We start from the raw sequence: 19,315 nt of genomic DNA on the forward strand, positions 1-19,315 counted from the left end.
ATATTTTTGAAAATACTTGTAGTTTTTGATTCCAGCTCCCCTCCCAGTGATTTTAAAAGTAATAGTAATGTAATAGAAGTAGCTTATATTAAAACGGCCAATCAGTACAACAATTTAGTTAAAAAGAAAGAAATTAAAGGTAAATATAAGTTAATTGTATTTCTAACCTCAAAACATAGTCTGCCTTTTGATTGGAGGTTAAGCAAACTAGGAGATAGGGCTTTTGTAACGTTTATTGGGATAAAACAATGTGACATCCCTCTAATCTGTGATTACCTCGAAACTATTGGAATACTTTCAATTAAAAATTCCACAAATAAAAATAAATCAACTTTAATTAATAATATAATCCAACATATCAATAATAATACCCATGATAATACTCTAAGTTTATTAAAAGTCTCCAAAGAATTTAATATTAGCACTTCATATCTTTCAAAGATATTTAAAATGTATTGCGGTATTGGATTTAAAGAGTATCTTATTAGACTTCGGATAAATAAAGCAAAGGCTTTACTTAGAAGAGGAGCATCAGTAACTGAAACTTGTTTAAATGTTGGTTACGGTAATTTAACCCACTTTTCTAAAATCTTTAGAAGATATGTTGGTTTAAATCCTTCCGCTTTTCGAAATCAAACAAGTTCATTAGTAGTCTATAAGGAGGATAATAATTACGAAGTTTAGATGTAATCAACTTTCATGTCACATTTTCCCTTGGGGTAACAATTATGTCAAGGCATTTCAAGAATTAAATAAAATGCAAATTAAAAAATGTGAAATTGGTAGTAATATTCTATTGTCTAACGACCCAGGTTGGATTAGGGATAAGGTATATGAAAATCAATTAGTAATATCAGGAGTATATGAATTTGGACATTTTGGGGTTTGGAGTCAGAGGAGAAGTATTTACTTACATCATGATAAACTTAGCAAACTACTTCGATATCTAGATATTAATTTCGTTATTCTGTGCTCTGGATTTCTTTTTAAAAACCATACTGATTCAAAAGAAAAAATGCTAGAGATGATGAGAGAAATTGTTAAAAGGTATACCAACATTGGAATCCATGTGGGAATCCATCCTCATAAGGCAACCTCTATATTTACTAGTGAGGATATCGATTTAGTGTTGGAATATGAAAAAGAAAATATTTCTTTAGTTCCAGACCTTAGTCATTTAAAAGCCGCAAATTTAAACCTGTATAAATTTTATGAAAAATACTATGATGTTATAACTGAATTTCATATTAAAGGAATGAAGAAAATCCATGATCAGCACTATCAAATTAACCAAGAGGAGGTAGATTTTTTGTCTTTTTTAATAAAGAGTAATTATCGCAAATTATTAACGTTGGAGATAGATCGAATTGAACCTAAAGCCATAGAAGTAGTCGAGGGCTCTTTAAAGATGTTCTATCAATAGCATAAAAAAAGAAGATTATTAAACATTTAAAAACAGAGCACTTGGAAGTTAAAAATGAGATTATATTATTGTCTCTAGAGACGCTAAAATAGAGGAGGGATAATTTGAATAAACTTAACACTGCTTTAAAGAAATCATTAAAATTAGAAACATCAACAAGTAGAACAATTCTAGAACTTGTTGACGGGCGTCGTGAAGAATTAGAATTTAAGCAAGAACGTCCAACTGAATTTACTGTAAGTGATTCAGAATTTAGCATCAAATCCGGAATTGATGTTGAAGTAGAAATTCAAAATGTAGATTTAGTGGCAACTTCTAAAGTGCTGTGGCCAGGAAAAGAGATTCGTGTTCGTGGTGGTATTGATGGACAAGGGGAGACAATTAAAGCGAGAGCGAAAATTCCAGTAAATAGTACCATTAATAATGGTGTTGATGCAGAATCATTCTTATACTGGGTTATTGAAACTCCGGAGGGTGCGCTCCATAATAAAAAGCCTATTTACATGAAGGGTTTAATTAAAGGACTTCCACCAAAAGATGCAGTTTTCCATTCACAAGATGTTGTTCCGATTTACGATAATAATGGAAATGAGGCAGGATCCTTATATAACTGCCTACAATCTAATTAATTATAATTGCAAAAGGGTCTTAATTGACCCTTTTGTTTATAGGAGGAAGTACTATTTTTGACGTTATAATAGTCGGTGCAAGATGTGCCGGAGCTTCTCTAGCTATATTTTTAGGAAGATTAGGTTATAAAGTTTTATTGCTAGACAAATCCTCAAAATTGGGACCAACACTCTCCACACATATTATTGGTGAAGTAGATATTTACAAGTCATTAAACATCAATTACAAAATAGAAAATTGTGGTTCCCCGATTTTAGAGAGGTTTAGAGTTGATGTGGAGGGACACATTTTTGAATCAGATACAGTAGTTTCTAATCGTGTAATAAGTATTAGAAGAGAGTTACTTGATTCATATTTATTGCAGGAAGTAAGTAAATTACCTAATATCAAAGTGAATTTGGGGTTTAATGTTAATGACATTATAGAAAATAGTAAAGGTGAAATTATAGGAGTTACAGGTAAGAAAAAAGGTTGTACTTCTAATCAGTCCTTTTATGGAAACATCATAGTTGGAGCTGATGGAAGAAATTCACTGATTTCCCGTAAGGTTAGCGCCAAAACTACTTTAGTAAATAAGAATGAAGAACTTGGAGTGGTTTATGCATATATTAAGGGAATTAATCCAATGCCAGTAGGTACAGTAGAATGGTATTGGACCCCTAATGGAGTCGTTATTGGAAATCCAATCGATCAAAACATGCATTGCTTTGCAATTATGGTTCCTCCTTCCAAGTTTAAGGAAATATGTAACCCGAATGGCTTTATCCAACAATTATATCAGCTAAGAATGCTTGTACCGAGAATAGATAATTTAAAAATAGCAGGAAAAATAAAAGGCATTAAGAAAGTTAATAGTAACTTCAAGAAACCTTATGGTAAAAGATGGGTTCTTGTGGGTGACTCGAGCGCTTTTCTGCATCCGATAGCAGGGGTGGGTATTGATAATGCAGTTTGTACTGCAGAACAATTAGCGCTTCAACTTGATTTATATCTCAAAGAGAAGCAAAGTTGGGAGGAATCCATGTCTATTTATCAAAATTTGCGTGATAATAGAATACTTCCTCAATTTTATTCATCCGTAAGTACACAAAATTTCCAAAAAACGAATATTAACAGTGTTCAGCATGAACTGACTAGTATGTTATGCACGTTTCCGAGCCTAGCTAAAAAAATAGCACTTCATTCAAACCAAATTATGACAATGTTGCAGGAGGGTGGTTAATGTGTACTTCCTATTTGTTAAGATTAAGAGTGCTCATTCAATGGTTTGCACAAAGAAAATTCTATTGACGCTTTTTCAGTCTATGTTTAAAATCAACAAAGCAAACCAAGCCAGTCAAAAAACTGCCTATGTAAAAGGAAAAAAGAAATTGCAGGAGGTTTATGATGATGAAGAACGCTTCTGAATCTTTTCATATTGAAACCTATTTTGAAGCCCCAATTGACAAAGTATGGTATTCCATCGCAACCGCAGAGGGGATGAATACGTACTTAACATATAAAGCAGAATTAAGGGGGAAAAATGAGCAGCCGAAGCCAGGAGATCATTTTTTATTAAATTATGGGGACATCGAAAATGATCAGTATATATTACAGTTTGATAAAAATGATACATTTCGTGTAAAGGATACGTATGAATCAATTTCCCCTGATGGATCCGTTCAAACCTTTCAGGTTCAAACTTCAACAATGCTTATAAAGGAGAGGGATAATTTAACCAAACTTACGCTAATGGTTGAAGGATTCGAATCAGATACTTATGGACAATGGTTCCGAGAATGCATGAGGCTAGGTTGGACAAGATCGTTGCTCAATCTAAAATCAGTATTGGAATTAGGGATGGACTTGAGGACTCCGCTATTTAGTTATCCTAGACTCGGGGTATTAAATTGCACGGTCAATGAAGAACAGAAGTTAGAACATAATTATGCAGATACAGGTAATTATTTATTAGAAGTATTCCCTAACAGTCCTGCTAGTAAAGCAGGATTAGAAAAGGGTGATATTATCATCGCTTTGAACAACAAAGAAACAGCAAACTACGATGAATTTGTACGTGTAATATCATCGTTTAATATAGAGAAAGATGCAATTAATATTAAATATCTAAGAAATGGTTCCAGTCATTACACACAAGCATATTTATCATTAGAGGGAAATTTTACTGGACTAGTAGATACGGATGAAGATACATTTGATGATATTCGACAGAAAAGAGAGAACCTCGCAAAACAACGTTCGTCCTCTGGATCGCTTTGGAAAAAAGATAAAGGTGGAAAAAGATGAAGATAAAAGACAGAGTCATTGAACTATTAAGTGATAAATATTGTGGTTTATTACCGATAAAGTCTATTCATGAAGAAGATACAATAATAGATATTGGATTCGATTCTCTACGATTTATGGAATTTGTGGTGCTGATCGAAGAAGAGTATCATATTGAATTCCCGGATGATTTATTGGATATACAGAGTACAACAACAGTTAGAGAGGTAATTGAAAGGTTAGAAAAGGAGGTTTAATGTAATTGGACCTTCTAAAACTTATGAAAAAGAAGGCTGAACGTATTTGTATAAGAAACAATAATAGAAGTATTTGTTATCAAGAAATATATGAAACTACTAAAAATAATCAAGAACTTATTCGAGCATATACAGAATCTAATAAGAAACAAGGTCAACCAGTAATGTTTACAGACATAACTTTAGGTTGGAAGCTAATCCCTTTGTACCTGGCGTGTTTGGCAGAGAAAGTTACTATTATTCCAATAGACTTAATAAATAGTCCAAATCAAACCAAAAAAATACTTAACTCAACATTTGGGATAATAGTGAAGAATGCTCACGTTGATGATGATGGAAAATTAACTAAGATTGATATTAATCACAAGGTAACGGGATACAAAGAGTTAAGAGGTGTGGCATTTGTGCTTTATACATCAGGAACGACTGGGAGTCCAAAAGGCATCATGCTAACGTATGATAATATCATAAACAATGCTTTACAAATAAAACAGCAATTACAAATAGAACAAGAAGACAGACTTTTAATTATCCGTCCACTCCTCTATGCTTCTTCTATAACCGGAGAGTTAATGGCTGGGTTAATCGCAGGTGCCTCGTTTGTAGTGAAGAAACATACTGAATCCCCATTCCATAGTATAAAGCTTATAAAAATGCATCAGGTTACGATGATGTTTTTGACCCCCTCCCTAATGTTTAAAATCCTTCAACTAAAAAATTACAAACTATATCGATCACTTACAAAGGTAGTTCTTAGTGGTGAGAGGCTGTACAAGTACCAGTATTTAGATATCTCTAACAAGCTCCTGGAAACTATCCAAGTTTTTAATGGATATGGACTTACAGAGGCTTCACCAAGAATCAGTATGGAGAAGATGCAAGGAACCTTTCAAGAAGCGTCCGTCGGAAATCCACTAAGCAACCTCAAAATTAAAATTACCGATAAGAGTGGGAAACAAGTTAGTAAAGGGGTTAAGGGTTATTTAAACGTGAAGGGACCAAGTGTGATGAAAGGGTATTTTAGACAAAAGAAGTTAACTGAACAAGCATTGGTAGATGGTTGGCTAAATACGCATGATATAGCGAAAATGATTGGAGAGAATCTGTATATTTATGGTAGGGCAGATAATTTATTTATACGGAATGGTATCAATATACAACTGGAGGACGTAGAGGAGTTATTAAGGGCTACGCCATATGTTGAGGACACGATAGTAGAGATAGTTAAAAGAGAAAATCATGCATTTGAACTGGTAGCACATATTGTCCCTACCAAAAGCTACGATCCTGTTTTATTAAGAAAAGAGATTAGAAAATGGGATACTAAGTTTTGGCCCGACAAGATTAAAATACAACAAGAAATACCGAACGGAAGTACAGGAAAGCTGAGTCGTATTCTATTAAAACAAACAAAATAAAAGGAAAGAAGATGAAGTTTTTTATGGAAAAATGGCAGAGTTTCTTTTCGAGTGATTACTTAAAATTCTCGGAAGAGATATTAACCAAAGATCGAACGAACGATGAACTTCAATTTCTGATTAACAATCTCGAACTAACTGGTGATGCTAAGATTCTTGATTTAGGATGTGGTCAAGGAAGGATTTCAATACCTTTAGCTAAATACGGATATAATGTTACGGGATTAGATGCTTCGCGTGATTTGTTAGAAGAAGCTAAAAATAGAGCAAAAAGGGAATCAGTGTCTATTAATTTCATCTATTCTGATATGAGAAATATGAATTATCTTAATGAATATGATGCTGTAATAAATATGGGAACAGCATTTGGCTATGTTGAAAGGCAACAGGATGATGAGATTACATTAAAAAATGTTTATCGAGCCTTAAGACCAAATGGAGTATTTATACAAGATTTGGATAATCGGGAAGCAAAGGTAAATAATTACAATAAGCAGTCTTGGTACTACATGAATAATAAATTCGTATGGAATCAAAGAGAGTTCAACTATCTAACTGGTCGATGGAATGAAATAATTAAATGGGAAGAACATGGTGAAGAGAAAGAGTTTTTACTAAATTTAAGACTCTACACGGCTTCTGAGATTATCCATATGAATCAAATAAGTGGTCTACAATTAAGGGATTCTTTTGGGTATTTCAATAACCAGCCATATTCCGCGACTTCCCCTAGAATGATTATGAAGTATCAAAAGAGTAAAGGTGTTTGACATGAACTATATGGATCTTTTACCACATCAATTACCCTTTCGCCTTGTAGAGAAGGTTGATACCTATCAACCTTCTAAACTTCTAAGGACAACACTAAATACCCAAAAGTTATATTGGCTGGACAATAAAGAAGATGTTCCTTATTCAATCATGCTTGAAGGAGTTGCACAAACAGCTGTCATTTTTATTCAGCTTGAAACCAAACCACTTCAAAAAAATGAGTTTCCAGTTCTTGGATCTGTAAAAAGTGATTATATTCAAAAGGCACCTTTATATGGTGGCATGCTTTCGTTTGAAGTTAAACCGCTTCGTATTCATGACAAACAAGCTATTCTTGAAGGAAAAGTTACATCTAATAATAAAATAATAATGGGTTGTATTTTAACAGTAGGAGTACAAAAATGATGTTAGAATTTCAAAAGCCATGGTGCTTAATTGACCAAATAGAAGTAAGTCAAGATGAAATTAAGAGTCAAAAATATGTTAGCTATAGCGACTTTTTTCTACAAGGGCATTTTAAAGAATATAGTATCTTTCCAGGAATGCTAGTAGTGGAAGGTATGCTTCAATCAATCAAAGCAGCAAACAAGTTTAAGGAACTATCTATCTATAATTTATCTCCTAGTAAAATACAGTCTAGGTTTCTTCACAGCATATATCCAGGTGACATCATAAGTTATTCCATCACAGTAGAATATATTGATTATGAGCAAGTCATTTTTAAATCATTCGGTAAAGTAAATCAAATTACGGTTGCGAAGGCTAAATTTATTTTTCGAAGAGGGGTCTGTCATGACAATTGAGAGATTGATAGAACTTGAAGATCAGGGACGTCTAGCAGGAGTATTACATATACCAGAGAACTTAAAAGGGACCTGTCCCGCTGTCATTTACTGTCCGGGTAAGAACGGGGAAAGATACGAAGTGCATCGACTAGCGGTAAAATATGCCCGTGTGTTAGCTGAAAGAGGGATTGCTACTCTTAGATTTGATTATTATGGGATGGGTCTTAGTGATGGGTTTTATTATGATATGACAACTTCCACAAAAGTATCAAACATACAAGCTGCTTATCGTTACACAACAAATCTTGATTTTGTAGATAATAGCAAGATTGCTTATTTAGGATTTAGTGACGGTGCGAGAATTGCAATAATGGCAGCAAATCGAACAAAAGTTGATAAAGTGGTTATTTGGAGTCCTCTTTTCAATGAATACGGGGGAAATTATCCAAATAATAAAAGACCTAGATTCTCTCGTCATGAGGTGCAGAAAGATAAAATAGTAATGCCATGGGCAGGATTATGGATTAGTATGGATTTTTACCGTGATCTACAAAGGGTAAATATTATGAATGAGATTAAATCCTATAATGATAAATCCCTACTTATATTTGGAGGAGATGACCCTTTGGTACAAGAGGAAATGGTACACATGGAAATAAATGAATTACCAATATATAATGAGAGCGCTCAAAATCAAACCCTTACTATACCGAAAGCAGGCCACTTATTTACTTCGGAGAAATTTGAAAACTTATTAATGACAAAGACGTTGAATTGGCTTTTATCACAATTCGGGTAGAATGGAGGATATTACATGTGGAAACAGCGCTGGTTGGGTAAAAATAAAGAGATATGTGGACTAATAGAATATGGTTCCAACGAGTGTGATAGCTTAGTTGTTACATTTCCTGGCTTAGGTCAAGCAATGAGTGAAAAGAATTATCTTTTTTCTAATTTAAGAAAACATCTTGAAAAAAGAGGGCAAAAGTTCATTCAATTTGACTATAAGGGATGTGGAGATAGCAAAGGATCAATGGAAGAGGTTAATCTTCAGACAATGTACGAGGATAGTCTTAGAGTAGTGAAAATTGGTATTAAGTTGTTTAAACCTCCGGTATTATATCTTGTTGGAAACGCGCTAGGTGGGATAATTGCTTGTAGAGTTTGCCAGCAAATAGAAAAACTTTATAACATTGATTGCAAAGTAATAGCTATTTCTCCCATAATTGCGCCTATTCCGAAGTCAAGAGATATATTTGCCAAAGAAGTTCTTCAAAAACTAAACAGGATAGGATCGCTAGACTCCCAAGAATTAGTAACCGGATATGATTATTATACGTTAAGTGATTTTGATATTCATCAATATAATTATTTTACTAAGTTTGGATCGCATTTGTTATATCTTCATGGACAAAGAATTTCCTCTTCCCTTATCGAGCAGATAGACAAGCTAATCCCAATGAAAGAATTAATGTTAGTACAAAATCTAACGCTGATTATAGGTGAAAAAGATTGGAAATTCGAATTGATAGACCAGTTTAATAAGGTATATAAATTAGAGCAAGTAGAATATTATCATCAACATCCTTCTGCAATGGATAAGTTGATTGAAATAATAGAATTGTTAGTAAAAGGAAGGGAATGTACAGATTTCTGTCCCTTATTAAGGTAATACCAAAAAGGAGACAAAAAGTATGGGAATCGATTTAGAAGGAAAATACCTGTTTGATCTAAATTATTTGGATTGCAGTAAAAGTCAGTATGTTAGTTATTTAAAACAAATGGGATATCGAGTAGAAGCACTGTATTATAATTGCTTAGATTCAACAAATGAGATAATGATTCAGATTATTAAACAAAAAAAATCCAGATACCACTTTGATGAGCTGGGTTTTCAACATTCTGATTGGCAATTGATTGGACTGGAAAAGAGAGATATACATTCAGAATCTTTATATAATATACAAGAGGGAATTAAAGAGATTATAGATAGTGGGAATATTGTGTTTGTGTCAGTAGACACATTTTATCTCCCACACCGAAAGCAGAGTTACCAAAAAGAAAAATCACCTCATTCCATAATGATTAAGGGATTCCATGATAATTTAATAGATATTATCGACGAAACTGCACCAATCTTTTCAAAATTTCAGTATCCGATAAGTGAATTAGAGATTGCCTACAAAAATGGCTGTGGATTTAGATATATTAGTTATTTTGAGCCTATAACTTTCAACAATATGGATGATTTAAAAGAAAAAACTAAGAAATTATTTCAAGACTTCATAGACAACCGGAATGAAACATATGAATTATTTGATTCTGTGGATGACCTCTTGAAACTAAAATCTCCCTATTTCAATAACTTAGTTGAAACCCTACAGCATCTTAGTGCGTCGTTTACACTATTAGCTGGTTCAAGAGAAATGTTTGTTCATTTTGCTAATTTTGTTGATTTTGATGATGAGGTGCTAAACTTGGCTAAGAAATCATCCCGAATAGCAGATTCGCTACGGAATATGTTGAACAAAGGTATTTTACGTAACCGTGTGAAAGAAAACTTAGTTCTAGAAAAAGTCAATACTTTATGGGAAATAGAAATAAAATTAAATCAATTATTATTAAGATAGGGTGATGGTATGCTTTCAACCGTTCAACAAAAAGAAATAATACAACGATTAATAACCTCAAATCACATTCAAAAAGGAAATAAGGTAATGATAGATGTTCAAGGAGAAGTTAATAATTTTGTTAACGAAATTATTAAGGAAATATACAATCGAGGGGCACTCCCTTACTTACGAACGTACAAGACGAAACACATAAAAGAATTAATAATGGGTTCTTCGGAAGAAAGTTTAAAATTATGGCTTGATCAGGAATTGTATCGTTTAAAGAATATGGATGTTTATATTGGTATTAAGTCCCATGAGAACCTTTATGAGTTTGAAGATATCCCTAAAGATAAGCTGTCTCTATACAACAGACGATTCTTAAATCCTTATCAGCATGCATATTTGATGAAAGAAAATTGGACATTGCTTCAATACCCAACCTATGGAATGGCACAATTGGCCAAAATTGGTTCAACAGAGTTAGCAGATACGTATTATAAAGCGTCTACTTTTAATTATGAGAAACTTAAGAGAAATGTCATACCTCTACAACGTTTAATGAACAAAACCAACACGGTTGAAATTAAATCCCCGAATACAAATCTGACTTTTTCAATGAAACGAATTGGGAACTATCTATGTGATTGTAAATACAACATTCCGGATGGAGAAATATTTTCTGCACCGATAAAAGAAACAGTGGAAGGGTATATCCATTTTAATTGTATTACTTCACTAAACGGAGAACTATTGGAAGATGTGTTTCTTGAATTTAAAAATGGTAAGGTTATTAGCTTTAAATCAAGGAATCAAGATACTTTACACCGAATTATATCTACAGATGAAGGATCTCAATACATTGGAGAGTTTGGGATTGGGTTGAATCCATATATTAAAAAGCCTCTAAATAATCTCCTGTTTGATGAAAAAATGTTTGGAAGTTTACATCTTGCATTAGGACAAGCATTCCCAATGGCATATAACGGGAATGAATCATCTATTCATGTAGATTTTATTTTAAATCAACAAAAAGAATACGGAGGCGGTGAGCTGTTCTTTGATGGAGAGCTCATTAGAAAAGATGGGTTATTTATTCCAGAAGAGTTGCAGCAACTAAACTATTTAATGGAGGGAGAAAATTGAAAATAACGCATAATATCACAACACCATTAATTAGTGCTAGTAGTAATCATGCATTTCCCCTGTCCATATTGAGTGACCGTGAAGCAATATGGTACTTTGCACAAAGTATTCAATTGTACGGACATAAAGAAAAACAAACCTTAGATATTTTTGAATACCATAACGTAGCAAAAGAACCTACTCCATTTGTATCCATTAGTTCCCTTTCCTTAAAAGATAGATTAGTAGATGAATTTTTAATAGAATCACTACGTGCGGGATTCTACATTCGTTTATATCTTGATCAGTATTACCTCCAATATCAAACCTCTTTTTCCAGATCATCTAAAACCAACGATATATTGATATATGGGTATGACAGTAGTAAAGAAACTTTCATGTTTGTAGCTGTTAACAAAAATGGGATGCTCGAAAGAAAAGTACTTCATAAAAAACATATTTGCAATGCTTACGTTTACGCAAATCCTCAAGAATCTTCAAAAAGAAACGTATATCTTTATAAAGCTATCCATCATTCTCAACCGGAAATAAAAAATATGTTAAATGAAATATCGTCCCAGTTAAAAGATTATTTAAATTCGAAGGACTGCATCGAAATACATTCTAATATAAAAAAGCTATATCCTAGCAATGATTATGCATACGGTCTTGATAATTACAAGTTATTAATCCAACATTTGAAAGCAATAGGTAGTCAAGAAAGGGAGTTGAATATTAAAAATTTTCAAATTCTCGTTGAGCATAAATATATTATACAGTTTATAGTACGTGAAATACACAAACTAGGTTTAATAGATAAAAGTTATATTTATGAAATAAATAATATTGTAATAATGGTAGAAAATCTAAAGAAATCTGTTTTGCGTTATATGTTAAGGAAAAATGAACGTGTAATATTAGGACTCGTAGAAAAAATAAAGGATATACAGGAAAAAGAAATACAGTTATTACAGCGTGTTTTAAAGCGAATAGGTGACTCTACATGTATCTAGTTGATATATTTAAAAGATACTTAAGCAAACGCACTATACTTTATCTCATTGCTTTTACTTTTTTAATCTTTTCTGAAATATTACAAGTAATCCCCCCAAAATTAATTGGGGATATAATCGATTCATTGACGTCCGGGAATCTAACTCAGTCTAAGTTAATATCAGAAGTCATATTACTGGTCGCAATTGCTTTATTTCACTTTGTTGTGATTTATATCTGGTCATCCTCTCTATTTGGAGGAGAATTTTTTATTCAAAAGGAACTAAGGAAAGACATGTTTTATCGGACCTTGTACAACAAAAAAGCACCTAATGATCAGGGGAATGCTTTGACTATAATGAATAACGATATCAATACTATTGGATCTAGCTTCGGATTTGGAATCCTAAGTTTTATGAGTACTGTAATTGGACTTCTGGTTATTTTTACAATGAGTATAATGATCAGCTGGAAACTAACAATCTTTTCCCTGCCGCCCATGCTATTAATTATTTTTGTAGTAAAAAGGTTAGGAAAGCAAGTGCACCAAAATAGTATGGATGTACAAGATAAAAAAGGCTACCTTAACAATCACAGTCTAGAATTTTTTAATGGATTACGCTTGATTCGGATATTTATGTTAGAAAAAAAGTACGTGGAGAGTTTTTTTCGGTTGAATCAAGGTGTTACAAATTCTGAGATTGTTTTAGCGCGAACAGTTAGTATGTTTCATCCTATCATTGTTACGTTGATTCGTATTAATTACGTTATTACATTGGGGTATGGTTCATATTTAATTGCTGTGGGTGACATAACAATTGGCGCATTGATCACTTTTTTGTTTTATATAAACTTACTGCATTGGCCTATAAGAGCGTTAGGAGATTTTGTAAATTTTTTCCAACAGGGAAATGCATCAGCAAGTCGGTTTATAGATTATGTGGATAACACGAAAAACAATTCAAGTTTTACTCGTAATATTAAATCACTAACAGATATACGTTTTGAGCATTTTAGTCTTAGAAGAGGAAATTCAAATGCCCTGAGTGATGTGAATCTGATAGTTAGAAGGGGAGAAAATATTGCAATAGTTGGGAAGACAGGTAGCGGGAAAAGTTCTTTAATTTCATTCTTTGCAGGAGAGTATGATACCTATGAGGGCAGCGCTAGTATTTCAAATGTTCCTTACAGAGAGCTTTCCCAAAAGAACCTATCAAACCTTGTTGCATATGTGCCTCAAGAACCATCAAATTTATCGAAAACCATTTACGAAAATTTAATCTTGGGTAGTTCATCTGCAAAGGAGAAGATAGAGGAAGTTTTGCAAATTACCAGCCTTCATAAAGAAGTGAAAAATTCAAATTTAACTTTAAATTCGAGTATCGGGGGAAGTGGAAAGAATCTATCGGGGGGGCAACTTCAAAAATTAGCACTATCTAGAGCACTTTTAAAAAATTCCGAATTACTATTATTAGATGATATTTTTTCCTTCATAGATTCAAAGAATGCGGTTGCGATTTTTGAGAAACTACTGAGGTTTCGACGAGAAAAAACAAATATAATTGTTACAAATAACTTTGAACTTACACAGAGGGTAGACAAAATTATCGTATTAATAGATGGAAAGGTAGTTGAAATGGGTAGCCATGAAACTCTCATTCAATCCAATAATTGGTATTCTAATCAATATCGTAAATTTAAAGAGTTAAGTGAATTGGAGGAAGAAGAGAGGAGGTTACAGTGTGAATAGAAAGACGATTAAAAGGTTGTTTGATTACTTATTGAATTATAAGTATCAATTTGTCGTCACCACTTTTATATTATTAATTGCGATTACAATCGATTTATACATTCCATATTTAATCAAGATTATATTGGACAACTATATAGAGCACAGCATAACGAATATACTCTCCAGTGCACTAATTGGATTAGTTATTTTGATTATATTGTCTGGTTTACTTAACTTTGGACATGAGTATATTTTCTCAAAATATACTCTTAGACTGGTACAGATAATTAGAAATGACTTAGTACAGTATCTAAATCAGCAACCAAAAATTTTTTTTGATAAGATACCACCTGGTGATATTATCAATAAACTAACAAATGAGTCGATGCAAATAAAAGATGTATTTGATAATTTTTTAGGGGGATTTATTGTTAGTCTACTTCAATTAATTGGCTTATATATAGCACTCTTTTTGATTAATCCCCTTTTTGGATTACTTTCACTCGGGATTCCAATTGTATTTATGACAGTGAATTACATCATAAATAAACCTGTTCATAAGTATATAACTAATATTCAAGAGTATTTAAACAAGATAAACATTTTATTTGTTGATATAATTAAAAATTTCTCTTTAGTAAAATTAAATAATGCAGAATCTCAGATTAATAGTGAATACGTAGAAACGAATCATAAGATATACCGAAATATGTTGAAAAGGATGCACACGCTTCATTTGACGGATGTAAACTTAAATGGTCTATTGCAAGGATTAGTAATCGCAGGTATGATTTGGTATTTTGGAGGTTCGATTATAGAAGGTTCTTATAGTATAGGTTTGTTATATTTATTGATTGATTACATTAGAAGAATCTTCGCATTATTTAAAGGTATAAATGGGCAATGGGTAGTATCGTTAACTGCCCTTGAAGCAGCAAATCGAGTATTTAGTGTTTATGATAACAATCAAGTCGAATCAAAGAATACTATTGTGAAAAAGATAGATAAAGGTAATATTGTTTTCTCGGATGTTTATTTTAATTATCAAGAAAACCAAGATATTCTAAAGAAGATAAGTTTTTCGGTAAGTCACGGAGAAAAGGTTGCTATTGTTGGTCCGTCGGGTTCTGGAAAAAGTTCTATCTTAAGTTTACTATTGAAATTTTATGCTCCCGGTAAAGGAAAAATACTAATCGATAATAATGATATAACTCTGCTCAATACAAAAACAGTTAGGAATCAAATTTCCTATGTTGATCAGCATAGTTATGAGTTCGAACTATCCTATTTGAAAGAGCTTAGTGAAAATCAATGGAATAAATGTATTACGATTTTGGAAAAGCTTGGTTCGGCAAAATTAACTGAAAAAATAAGAAAGCAAGGTTTTGCCTCATCTAACAATAATAGTATATCAACCGGGGAAAAACAGATTCTTGCGATTGCAGTAGCCCTGCTTAAGGATACAAAAATAATTATTCTGGATGAAGCAACATCCAGTCAAGACTATGAAACTGAACGAAAAATCTTTAAAAAACTTGTAGAAGAAACAAGGGATAAAACGCTTATTATGGTAACGCACCGTTTAACTACAGTAAAAGATGCTGATAAAATATTTGTCCTAAACAAAGGAATAATTGAAGAAGGTGGAACCTATAGAGAACTAATAAAGAAAAAAGGCTTTTTTTATAAATTAACCGCACTACAAACAAAGCGACATAAAGTATTGGTTGAATAAAAAAGAGGGGTGATCGTTTGAACGTTTTAGGTATAGGGGGATCTATTCATGACTTTTCTTCATGCTTGTCTCAACACGGAAAAATATTAACGTATATTGAAGAAGAACGATTGTTGAGGATGAAACATTCGTTAAATATCCATAAGAAGATTGTATTAAATAAAGCGGCCGAATATTGTTTGTCGGTGAATAACATGAATGAAGAAGATTTAGATTGCATCGTGACATCGGATATTGTTGAGCCAGCATACTATTCTAGATTTAATCATCATCACGTACATCAAATTAACCACCACTTATCACATGCTGCTACGACATTTTATCCTTCACCATTCAACGAATCAGCAATCCTAATTGTAGATGGTAGAGGGAGCTTTTTATCAAATGGAGAAAGAGAGACTATCTCTTATTACTACGGTAAGGGGAGAGATATTATTGAATTAAAAAAAGTTAGCGGACTTGAAGAAAACGATTTGATAGAAAATTCAGTAGGGAAATTTTATGAGGAAATGACGGATTTAATTGGATTTGGATTTTTACAGGATGGTAAAACAATGGGATTAGCACCATTCGGAACAGAAAAGTATATTAAAGATTTTACTGAATTCTTTTGGTTCGATCATAAAGGTCAATTTAAACAATCTCTTTTACAGATTCAGAAAATGCGTGAGTTTGTAAGGCATCAGATGAAAAACAGTCAAGATAAACAACAAACAAAAGCAGATATGGCATATGCAGTACAGCACCATCTAGAAGAGGTTCTAATTGCTGCCTGTATAAATTTATACAGTATTACTAAATCAGAAAACCTATGCCTATCAGGAGGGGTTGCTTTAAATGGTGTGGCGAACGAAAAAATTCTAAGAAGAACGCCATTTAAGAACCTATATATTTTCCCAGCTGCTGGTGATGCTGGAACCGCCGTAGGTTGTTCATTATATGGGTATTATCAAATCGGAGGGTATGAAAGAATACCAAATACTGGGGACTGTAGCCCGTATCTGGGTAAAGAATATAGTGATTCTGACATAAAATCTGCATTTCATAAACATGCTTCTAACCTTACTATTGTTCAACATACAGAAGATGACCTATATGATGAAGTTTCAACGTTATTATCGGAAGGAAAAATTATTGGTTGGTTTCAAGGGAAATCAGAAGCAGGGCCTCGTGCACTCGGAAATAGAAGTATCCTCGCAGACCCAAGAAATCCTAATATGAAGGATATAATTAATAAACGAATCAAGCATAGAGAACCTTTTAGGCCATTTGCTCCAGCAGTATTGGAAGAATATGCCTGTGATTTTTTTGATTTTTCAAAGTCCTCTCCTTATATGCTATTTGTTCCAAAGATAAAAGTGAATGCTCAAGATAAAATTTCGGCAGTGACTCACGTAGATGGAACCGGCAGATTGCAAACTGTTTCAATAGCCCTGAATCCGCAATTTTATGAGCTTATTCGTTATTTTTATAATAAAACTAACATACCCATACTGCTTAATACATCGTTTAATGATAATGGACAACCAATTGTTGAATCCCCTCAAGATGCTTTAGATTCCTTTCTTCGTATGGATTTAGACTACCTTGTGATTGGAAATTATTTATTACAGAAAATAGAAAGTGTGGGTAATGGCTATGAATGATGGATATTATTTAGCAACGTACCTACACATTGATCCCATTGATCATTTGTTAGACACAATCGTTAGACATGATCAAAATATGGCATTATTTTATAAGATTGGAAACTCAATTGAACTCATTCATTATTGGGAGTTAGAAAGGTTCTCTGGTAAAAAGGAACACCATAAATCCTTTCATAGTGTGGAACAAGCCAAAAAAACAATCAATAAATTGTTGCGTCCGCTTAATCTTACATTAGATAATATGCAGGCAGTATGGGGGACTCCGGGTTTGAATACAACAGATGATTATCATTCACTTAGGCAATATGACGATTTATCATATCATAGTATTTGTCATTTGTTTTCTTCAATTCTTTTGGACCCAGATAAGTTTTATAACGATAAAATAATTGGTTTTGCAGTGGATGGTGGACCTGATGGGGTTGTCGATGAAACAGAACGAATCCATAAACCTTATTATGCGGGTTGTTATGTTAACAAAGGTAAAATCGAACTGTTTCCCGTTGAATCACCGGGACTGCTTTGGGGATGGGCTATGTTTTATTTTGGAATCAAAGAGGGGACGTTAATGGCATTGGCCAGTGCGAGCAAAAGTAAGGCTTATTATCAATACAGCCATGAAATTCCCCTGCTTGATGGTTCCGGTTATTTTGGTAAGGAAAATCCATTTGAAAAACTATATGATAAAATAAATTCACTTACGAAAGCGGATGAAGGAAAATTATTTAACTATTTTGATCCTCTTTTTACAGAAAAAGAGAATAAAATAAGTATGTTAATGAAAATTATACAAGAAGCATCATTTAAGGTAATGGATATTAATATTGAGAAAGTACTTGCTCATTATAATGTTAACCCAGAGGAAACACATTTATCGATGTCAGGTGGATTTACATTAAATTGTCCAACGAATAGTTATCTTATGAATAAGTATCACTTTAAAAGTTTTATTGCTCCTCCTTGTGTTGGAGATAGCGGTTTATCCTTAGGAACTGGTCTTTATGCATTCTATAAAGAGATCGGACGTATTTCATTTACCTTTAGAAATGCATATTATGGAGAAGGCAACGAATTCTGTGAGATATCGACTCGAGAAAAATACGGTAAATTCATTAAATCTATTAGTATTCCAGATAAAGAAATAGTAGTAGATGATATAATAAACTATCCAGTTGTTTGGTTTAATGGAAGAACAGAGATTGGCCCAAGAGCTTTAGGAAATCGCTCTATTATAAGTGACCCAAGATCAGTCAAAATGAAGGATGAATTAAATAGAATTAAACAAAGAGAATGGTGGAGACCGGTTGCCCCAATTGTATTAGAGGAGTATTTAGAACAGTGGTTTGAAGGTGCCTATCCTTCCGAATATATGCTTCATACATTTAAAATTAAAGAGTCCATGGTTAACTATATTCCAGCCGTTTCTCATTTGGATGAGTCTGCAAGGGTGCAAACGGTTAACCGGGAAATGAATTCTCTAATCTATGATGTAATACGGCGATTTTATCAAAAAACAGGAATTCCAATTATTTGTAACACATCTTTAAATGATAAAGGAGAGCCAATAATAAATCGTATAGATGAAGCAATTAACTTTTGTTTACGTAAAGGAATCAAGGTGGGTTATTTTAATGGAAATCGAATTGAATTCCAGAACCATCATAAATTCCTCCATAGTGAACCTAGTCAACGCCCACTCACTATCGATGATTTAAATAGCGATCAAAAGATAGCGCTATGGAAAAAAGCAAATCCCTTCAATGTACCAAAAGAACTTTTAACCTTCTATAAGGACCCTTTAGAAAAAGTTCGATTTCTTTATAAATACGATCTCAAAGACCCAGATGATGCTTCAAGATTAGTAAATGAAATTGGTCCGTTAAAGAAATATCGTATGTTTGTTAGGAAGGACGAATAATC

19 protein-coding genes are annotated in these 19,315 nt (G+C 32.9%); all 19 read left to right on the top strand.

Translation table 11 applies throughout. From position 1 onward, the window contains the following. Positions 1 to 6 precede the first annotated feature (6 nt). The 19 genes from NST46_RS09355 (at position 7) to NST46_RS09445 (ending at position 19,313) form a co-directional block, all read left to right on the top strand. Positions 7 to 684 carry a helix-turn-helix domain-containing protein gene (locus NST46_RS09355; RefSeq protein WP_341137095.1) on the top strand — a complete coding sequence of 226 codons (678 nt, stop codon included), beginning with the start codon at positions 7 to 9 and terminating at the stop codon, positions 682 to 684. A 73-nt stretch (positions 685 to 757) separates the two neighbouring features. Continuing rightward, a complete protein-coding gene (locus NST46_RS09360) occupies positions 758 to 1,423 on the top strand; it encodes a sugar phosphate isomerase/epimerase family protein (RefSeq protein ID WP_340002803.1) in 666 nt (221 codons plus the stop codon). A 104-nt stretch (positions 1,424 to 1,527) separates the two neighbouring features. Continuing rightward, positions 1,528 to 2,052: a hypothetical protein gene (locus tag NST46_RS09365; RefSeq protein WP_095312175.1), complete on the top strand. Its 525-nt coding sequence runs from the start codon at positions 1,528 to 1,530 to the stop codon at positions 2,050 to 2,052. Positions 2,053 to 2,084: 32 nt separating this feature from the next. Next, entirely contained in the window at positions 2,085 to 3,275 is a 1,191-nt protein-coding gene (locus tag NST46_RS09370; protein WP_341137096.1) for an NAD(P)/FAD-dependent oxidoreductase, read from the top strand. Between the two features lie 167 nt (positions 3,276 to 3,442). Next, positions 3,443 to 4,339, top strand: coding sequence for a PDZ domain-containing protein (locus NST46_RS09375; RefSeq protein ID WP_341137097.1), 897 nt, complete (start codon positions 3,443 to 3,445; stop codon positions 4,337 to 4,339). Further along, positions 4,336 to 4,575 carry an acyl carrier protein gene (locus NST46_RS09380; protein WP_095312188.1) on the top strand — a complete coding sequence of 80 codons (240 nt, stop codon included), beginning with the start codon at positions 4,336 to 4,338 and terminating at the stop codon, positions 4,573 to 4,575. The genes NST46_RS09375 and NST46_RS09380 overlap by 4 nt, the downstream gene beginning before the upstream one ends. A 23-nt stretch (positions 4,576 to 4,598) precedes the next feature. Further along, the gene (locus NST46_RS09385; protein WP_341137098.1) at positions 4,599 to 5,993 is read left to right on the top strand and encodes a class I adenylate-forming enzyme family protein; all 1,395 of its coding nucleotides are present in this window, start codon (positions 4,599 to 4,601) and stop codon (positions 5,991 to 5,993) included. Between the two features lie 23 nt (positions 5,994 to 6,016). Next, complete coding sequence (locus tag NST46_RS09390) at positions 6,017 to 6,763, top strand: class I SAM-dependent methyltransferase (RefSeq protein ID WP_158586235.1); 747 nt, start codon at positions 6,017 to 6,019, stop codon at positions 6,761 to 6,763. A 1-nt stretch (position 6,764) separates the two neighbouring features. Next, positions 6,765 to 7,169, top strand: coding sequence for a hypothetical protein (locus NST46_RS09395; RefSeq protein WP_341137099.1), 405 nt, complete (start codon positions 6,765 to 6,767; stop codon positions 7,167 to 7,169). Beyond that, a complete protein-coding gene (locus NST46_RS09400; protein WP_095312199.1) occupies positions 7,166 to 7,567 on the top strand; it encodes a 3-hydroxyacyl-ACP dehydratase FabZ family protein in 402 nt (133 codons plus the stop codon). Before NST46_RS09395 ends, NST46_RS09400 begins: the two co-directional genes overlap by 4 nt. Further along, on the top strand, positions 7,557 to 8,348 hold the full coding sequence (locus tag NST46_RS09405) for an alpha/beta hydrolase (RefSeq protein ID WP_341137100.1): 792 nt from the start codon (positions 7,557 to 7,559) through the stop codon (positions 8,346 to 8,348). Before NST46_RS09400 ends, NST46_RS09405 begins: the two co-directional genes overlap by 11 nt. A gap of 15 nt (positions 8,349 to 8,363) precedes the next feature. Beyond that, positions 8,364 to 9,221: an alpha/beta fold hydrolase gene (locus NST46_RS09410; protein ID WP_095312206.1), complete on the top strand. Its 858-nt coding sequence runs from the start codon at positions 8,364 to 8,366 to the stop codon at positions 9,219 to 9,221. Positions 9,222 to 9,243: 22 nt separating this feature from the next. Further along, positions 9,244 to 10,179: a hypothetical protein gene (locus tag NST46_RS09415; RefSeq protein WP_341137101.1), complete on the top strand. Its 936-nt coding sequence runs from the start codon at positions 9,244 to 9,246 to the stop codon at positions 10,177 to 10,179. A 9-nt stretch (positions 10,180 to 10,188) separates the two neighbouring features. Next, complete coding sequence (locus NST46_RS09420) at positions 10,189 to 11,307, top strand: aminopeptidase (RefSeq protein WP_339315470.1); 1,119 nt, start codon at positions 10,189 to 10,191, stop codon at positions 11,305 to 11,307. Continuing rightward, positions 11,304 to 12,299 (top strand): hypothetical protein, encoded by a 996-nt coding sequence (locus NST46_RS09425; RefSeq protein ID WP_251661024.1) that lies wholly within the window; start codon positions 11,304 to 11,306, stop codon positions 12,297 to 12,299. Before NST46_RS09420 ends, NST46_RS09425 begins: the two co-directional genes overlap by 4 nt. Next, on the top strand, positions 12,290 to 14,029 hold the full coding sequence (locus NST46_RS09430) for an ABC transporter ATP-binding protein (RefSeq protein WP_341137102.1): 1,740 nt from the start codon (positions 12,290 to 12,292) through the stop codon (positions 14,027 to 14,029). The genes NST46_RS09425 and NST46_RS09430 overlap by 10 nt, the downstream gene beginning before the upstream one ends. Next, the gene (locus NST46_RS09435) at positions 14,022 to 15,746 is read left to right on the top strand and encodes an ABC transporter ATP-binding protein (RefSeq protein WP_251661022.1); all 1,725 of its coding nucleotides are present in this window, start codon (positions 14,022 to 14,024) and stop codon (positions 15,744 to 15,746) included. Before NST46_RS09430 ends, NST46_RS09435 begins: the two co-directional genes overlap by 8 nt. A gap of 17 nt (positions 15,747 to 15,763) precedes the next feature. Beyond that, entirely contained in the window at positions 15,764 to 17,392 is a 1,629-nt protein-coding gene (locus tag NST46_RS09440) for a carbamoyltransferase family protein (protein WP_341137103.1), read from the top strand. Then, positions 17,379 to 19,313, top strand: coding sequence for a carbamoyltransferase C-terminal domain-containing protein (locus NST46_RS09445; RefSeq protein WP_341137104.1), 1,935 nt, complete (start codon positions 17,379 to 17,381; stop codon positions 19,311 to 19,313). Before NST46_RS09440 ends, NST46_RS09445 begins: the two co-directional genes overlap by 14 nt. Positions 19,314 to 19,315 lie beyond the last annotated feature (2 nt).

This window comes from Oceanobacillus sp. FSL W7-1309 (genome assembly GCF_038002145.1).
GTDB classification, from domain to species: Bacteria; Bacillota; Bacilli; order Bacillales; family Amphibacillaceae; genus Oceanobacillus; species Oceanobacillus profundus.

Excerpts from the sequence above, each read along its gene's own strand:
- NST46_RS09360 (WP_340002803.1), top strand. The coding sequence starts at position 758 with ATGCAAATTAAAAAATGTGAAATTGGTAGTAATATTCTATTGTCTAAC.
- NST46_RS09375 (WP_341137097.1), top strand. The coding sequence starts at position 3,443 with ATGAAGAACGCTTCTGAATCTTTTCATATTGAAACCTATTTTGAAGCC.
- NST46_RS09380 (WP_095312188.1), top strand. The coding sequence starts at position 4,336 with ATGAAGATAAAAGACAGAGTCATTGAACTATTAAGTGATAAATATTGT.
- NST46_RS09385 (WP_341137098.1), top strand. The coding sequence starts at position 4,599 with ATGAAAAAGAAGGCTGAACGTATTTGTATAAGAAACAATAATAGAAGT.
- NST46_RS09390 (WP_158586235.1), top strand. The coding sequence starts at position 6,017 with ATGGAAAAATGGCAGAGTTTCTTTTCGAGTGATTACTTAAAATTCTCG.
- NST46_RS09395 (WP_341137099.1), top strand. The coding sequence starts at position 6,765 with ATGAACTATATGGATCTTTTACCACATCAATTACCCTTTCGCCTTGTA.
- NST46_RS09400 (WP_095312199.1), top strand. The coding sequence starts at position 7,166 with ATGATGTTAGAATTTCAAAAGCCATGGTGCTTAATTGACCAAATAGAA.
- NST46_RS09405 (WP_341137100.1), top strand. The coding sequence starts at position 7,557 with ATGACAATTGAGAGATTGATAGAACTTGAAGATCAGGGACGTCTAGCA.
- NST46_RS09410 (WP_095312206.1), top strand. The coding sequence starts at position 8,364 with ATGTGGAAACAGCGCTGGTTGGGTAAAAATAAAGAGATATGTGGACTA.
- NST46_RS09415 (WP_341137101.1), top strand. The coding sequence starts at position 9,244 with ATGGGAATCGATTTAGAAGGAAAATACCTGTTTGATCTAAATTATTTG.
- NST46_RS09420 (WP_339315470.1), top strand. The coding sequence starts at position 10,189 with ATGCTTTCAACCGTTCAACAAAAAGAAATAATACAACGATTAATAACC.
- NST46_RS09430 (WP_341137102.1), top strand. The coding sequence starts at position 12,290 with ATGTATCTAGTTGATATATTTAAAAGATACTTAAGCAAACGCACTATA.
- NST46_RS09445 (WP_341137104.1), top strand. The coding sequence starts at position 17,379 with ATGGCTATGAATGATGGATATTATTTAGCAACGTACCTACACATTGAT.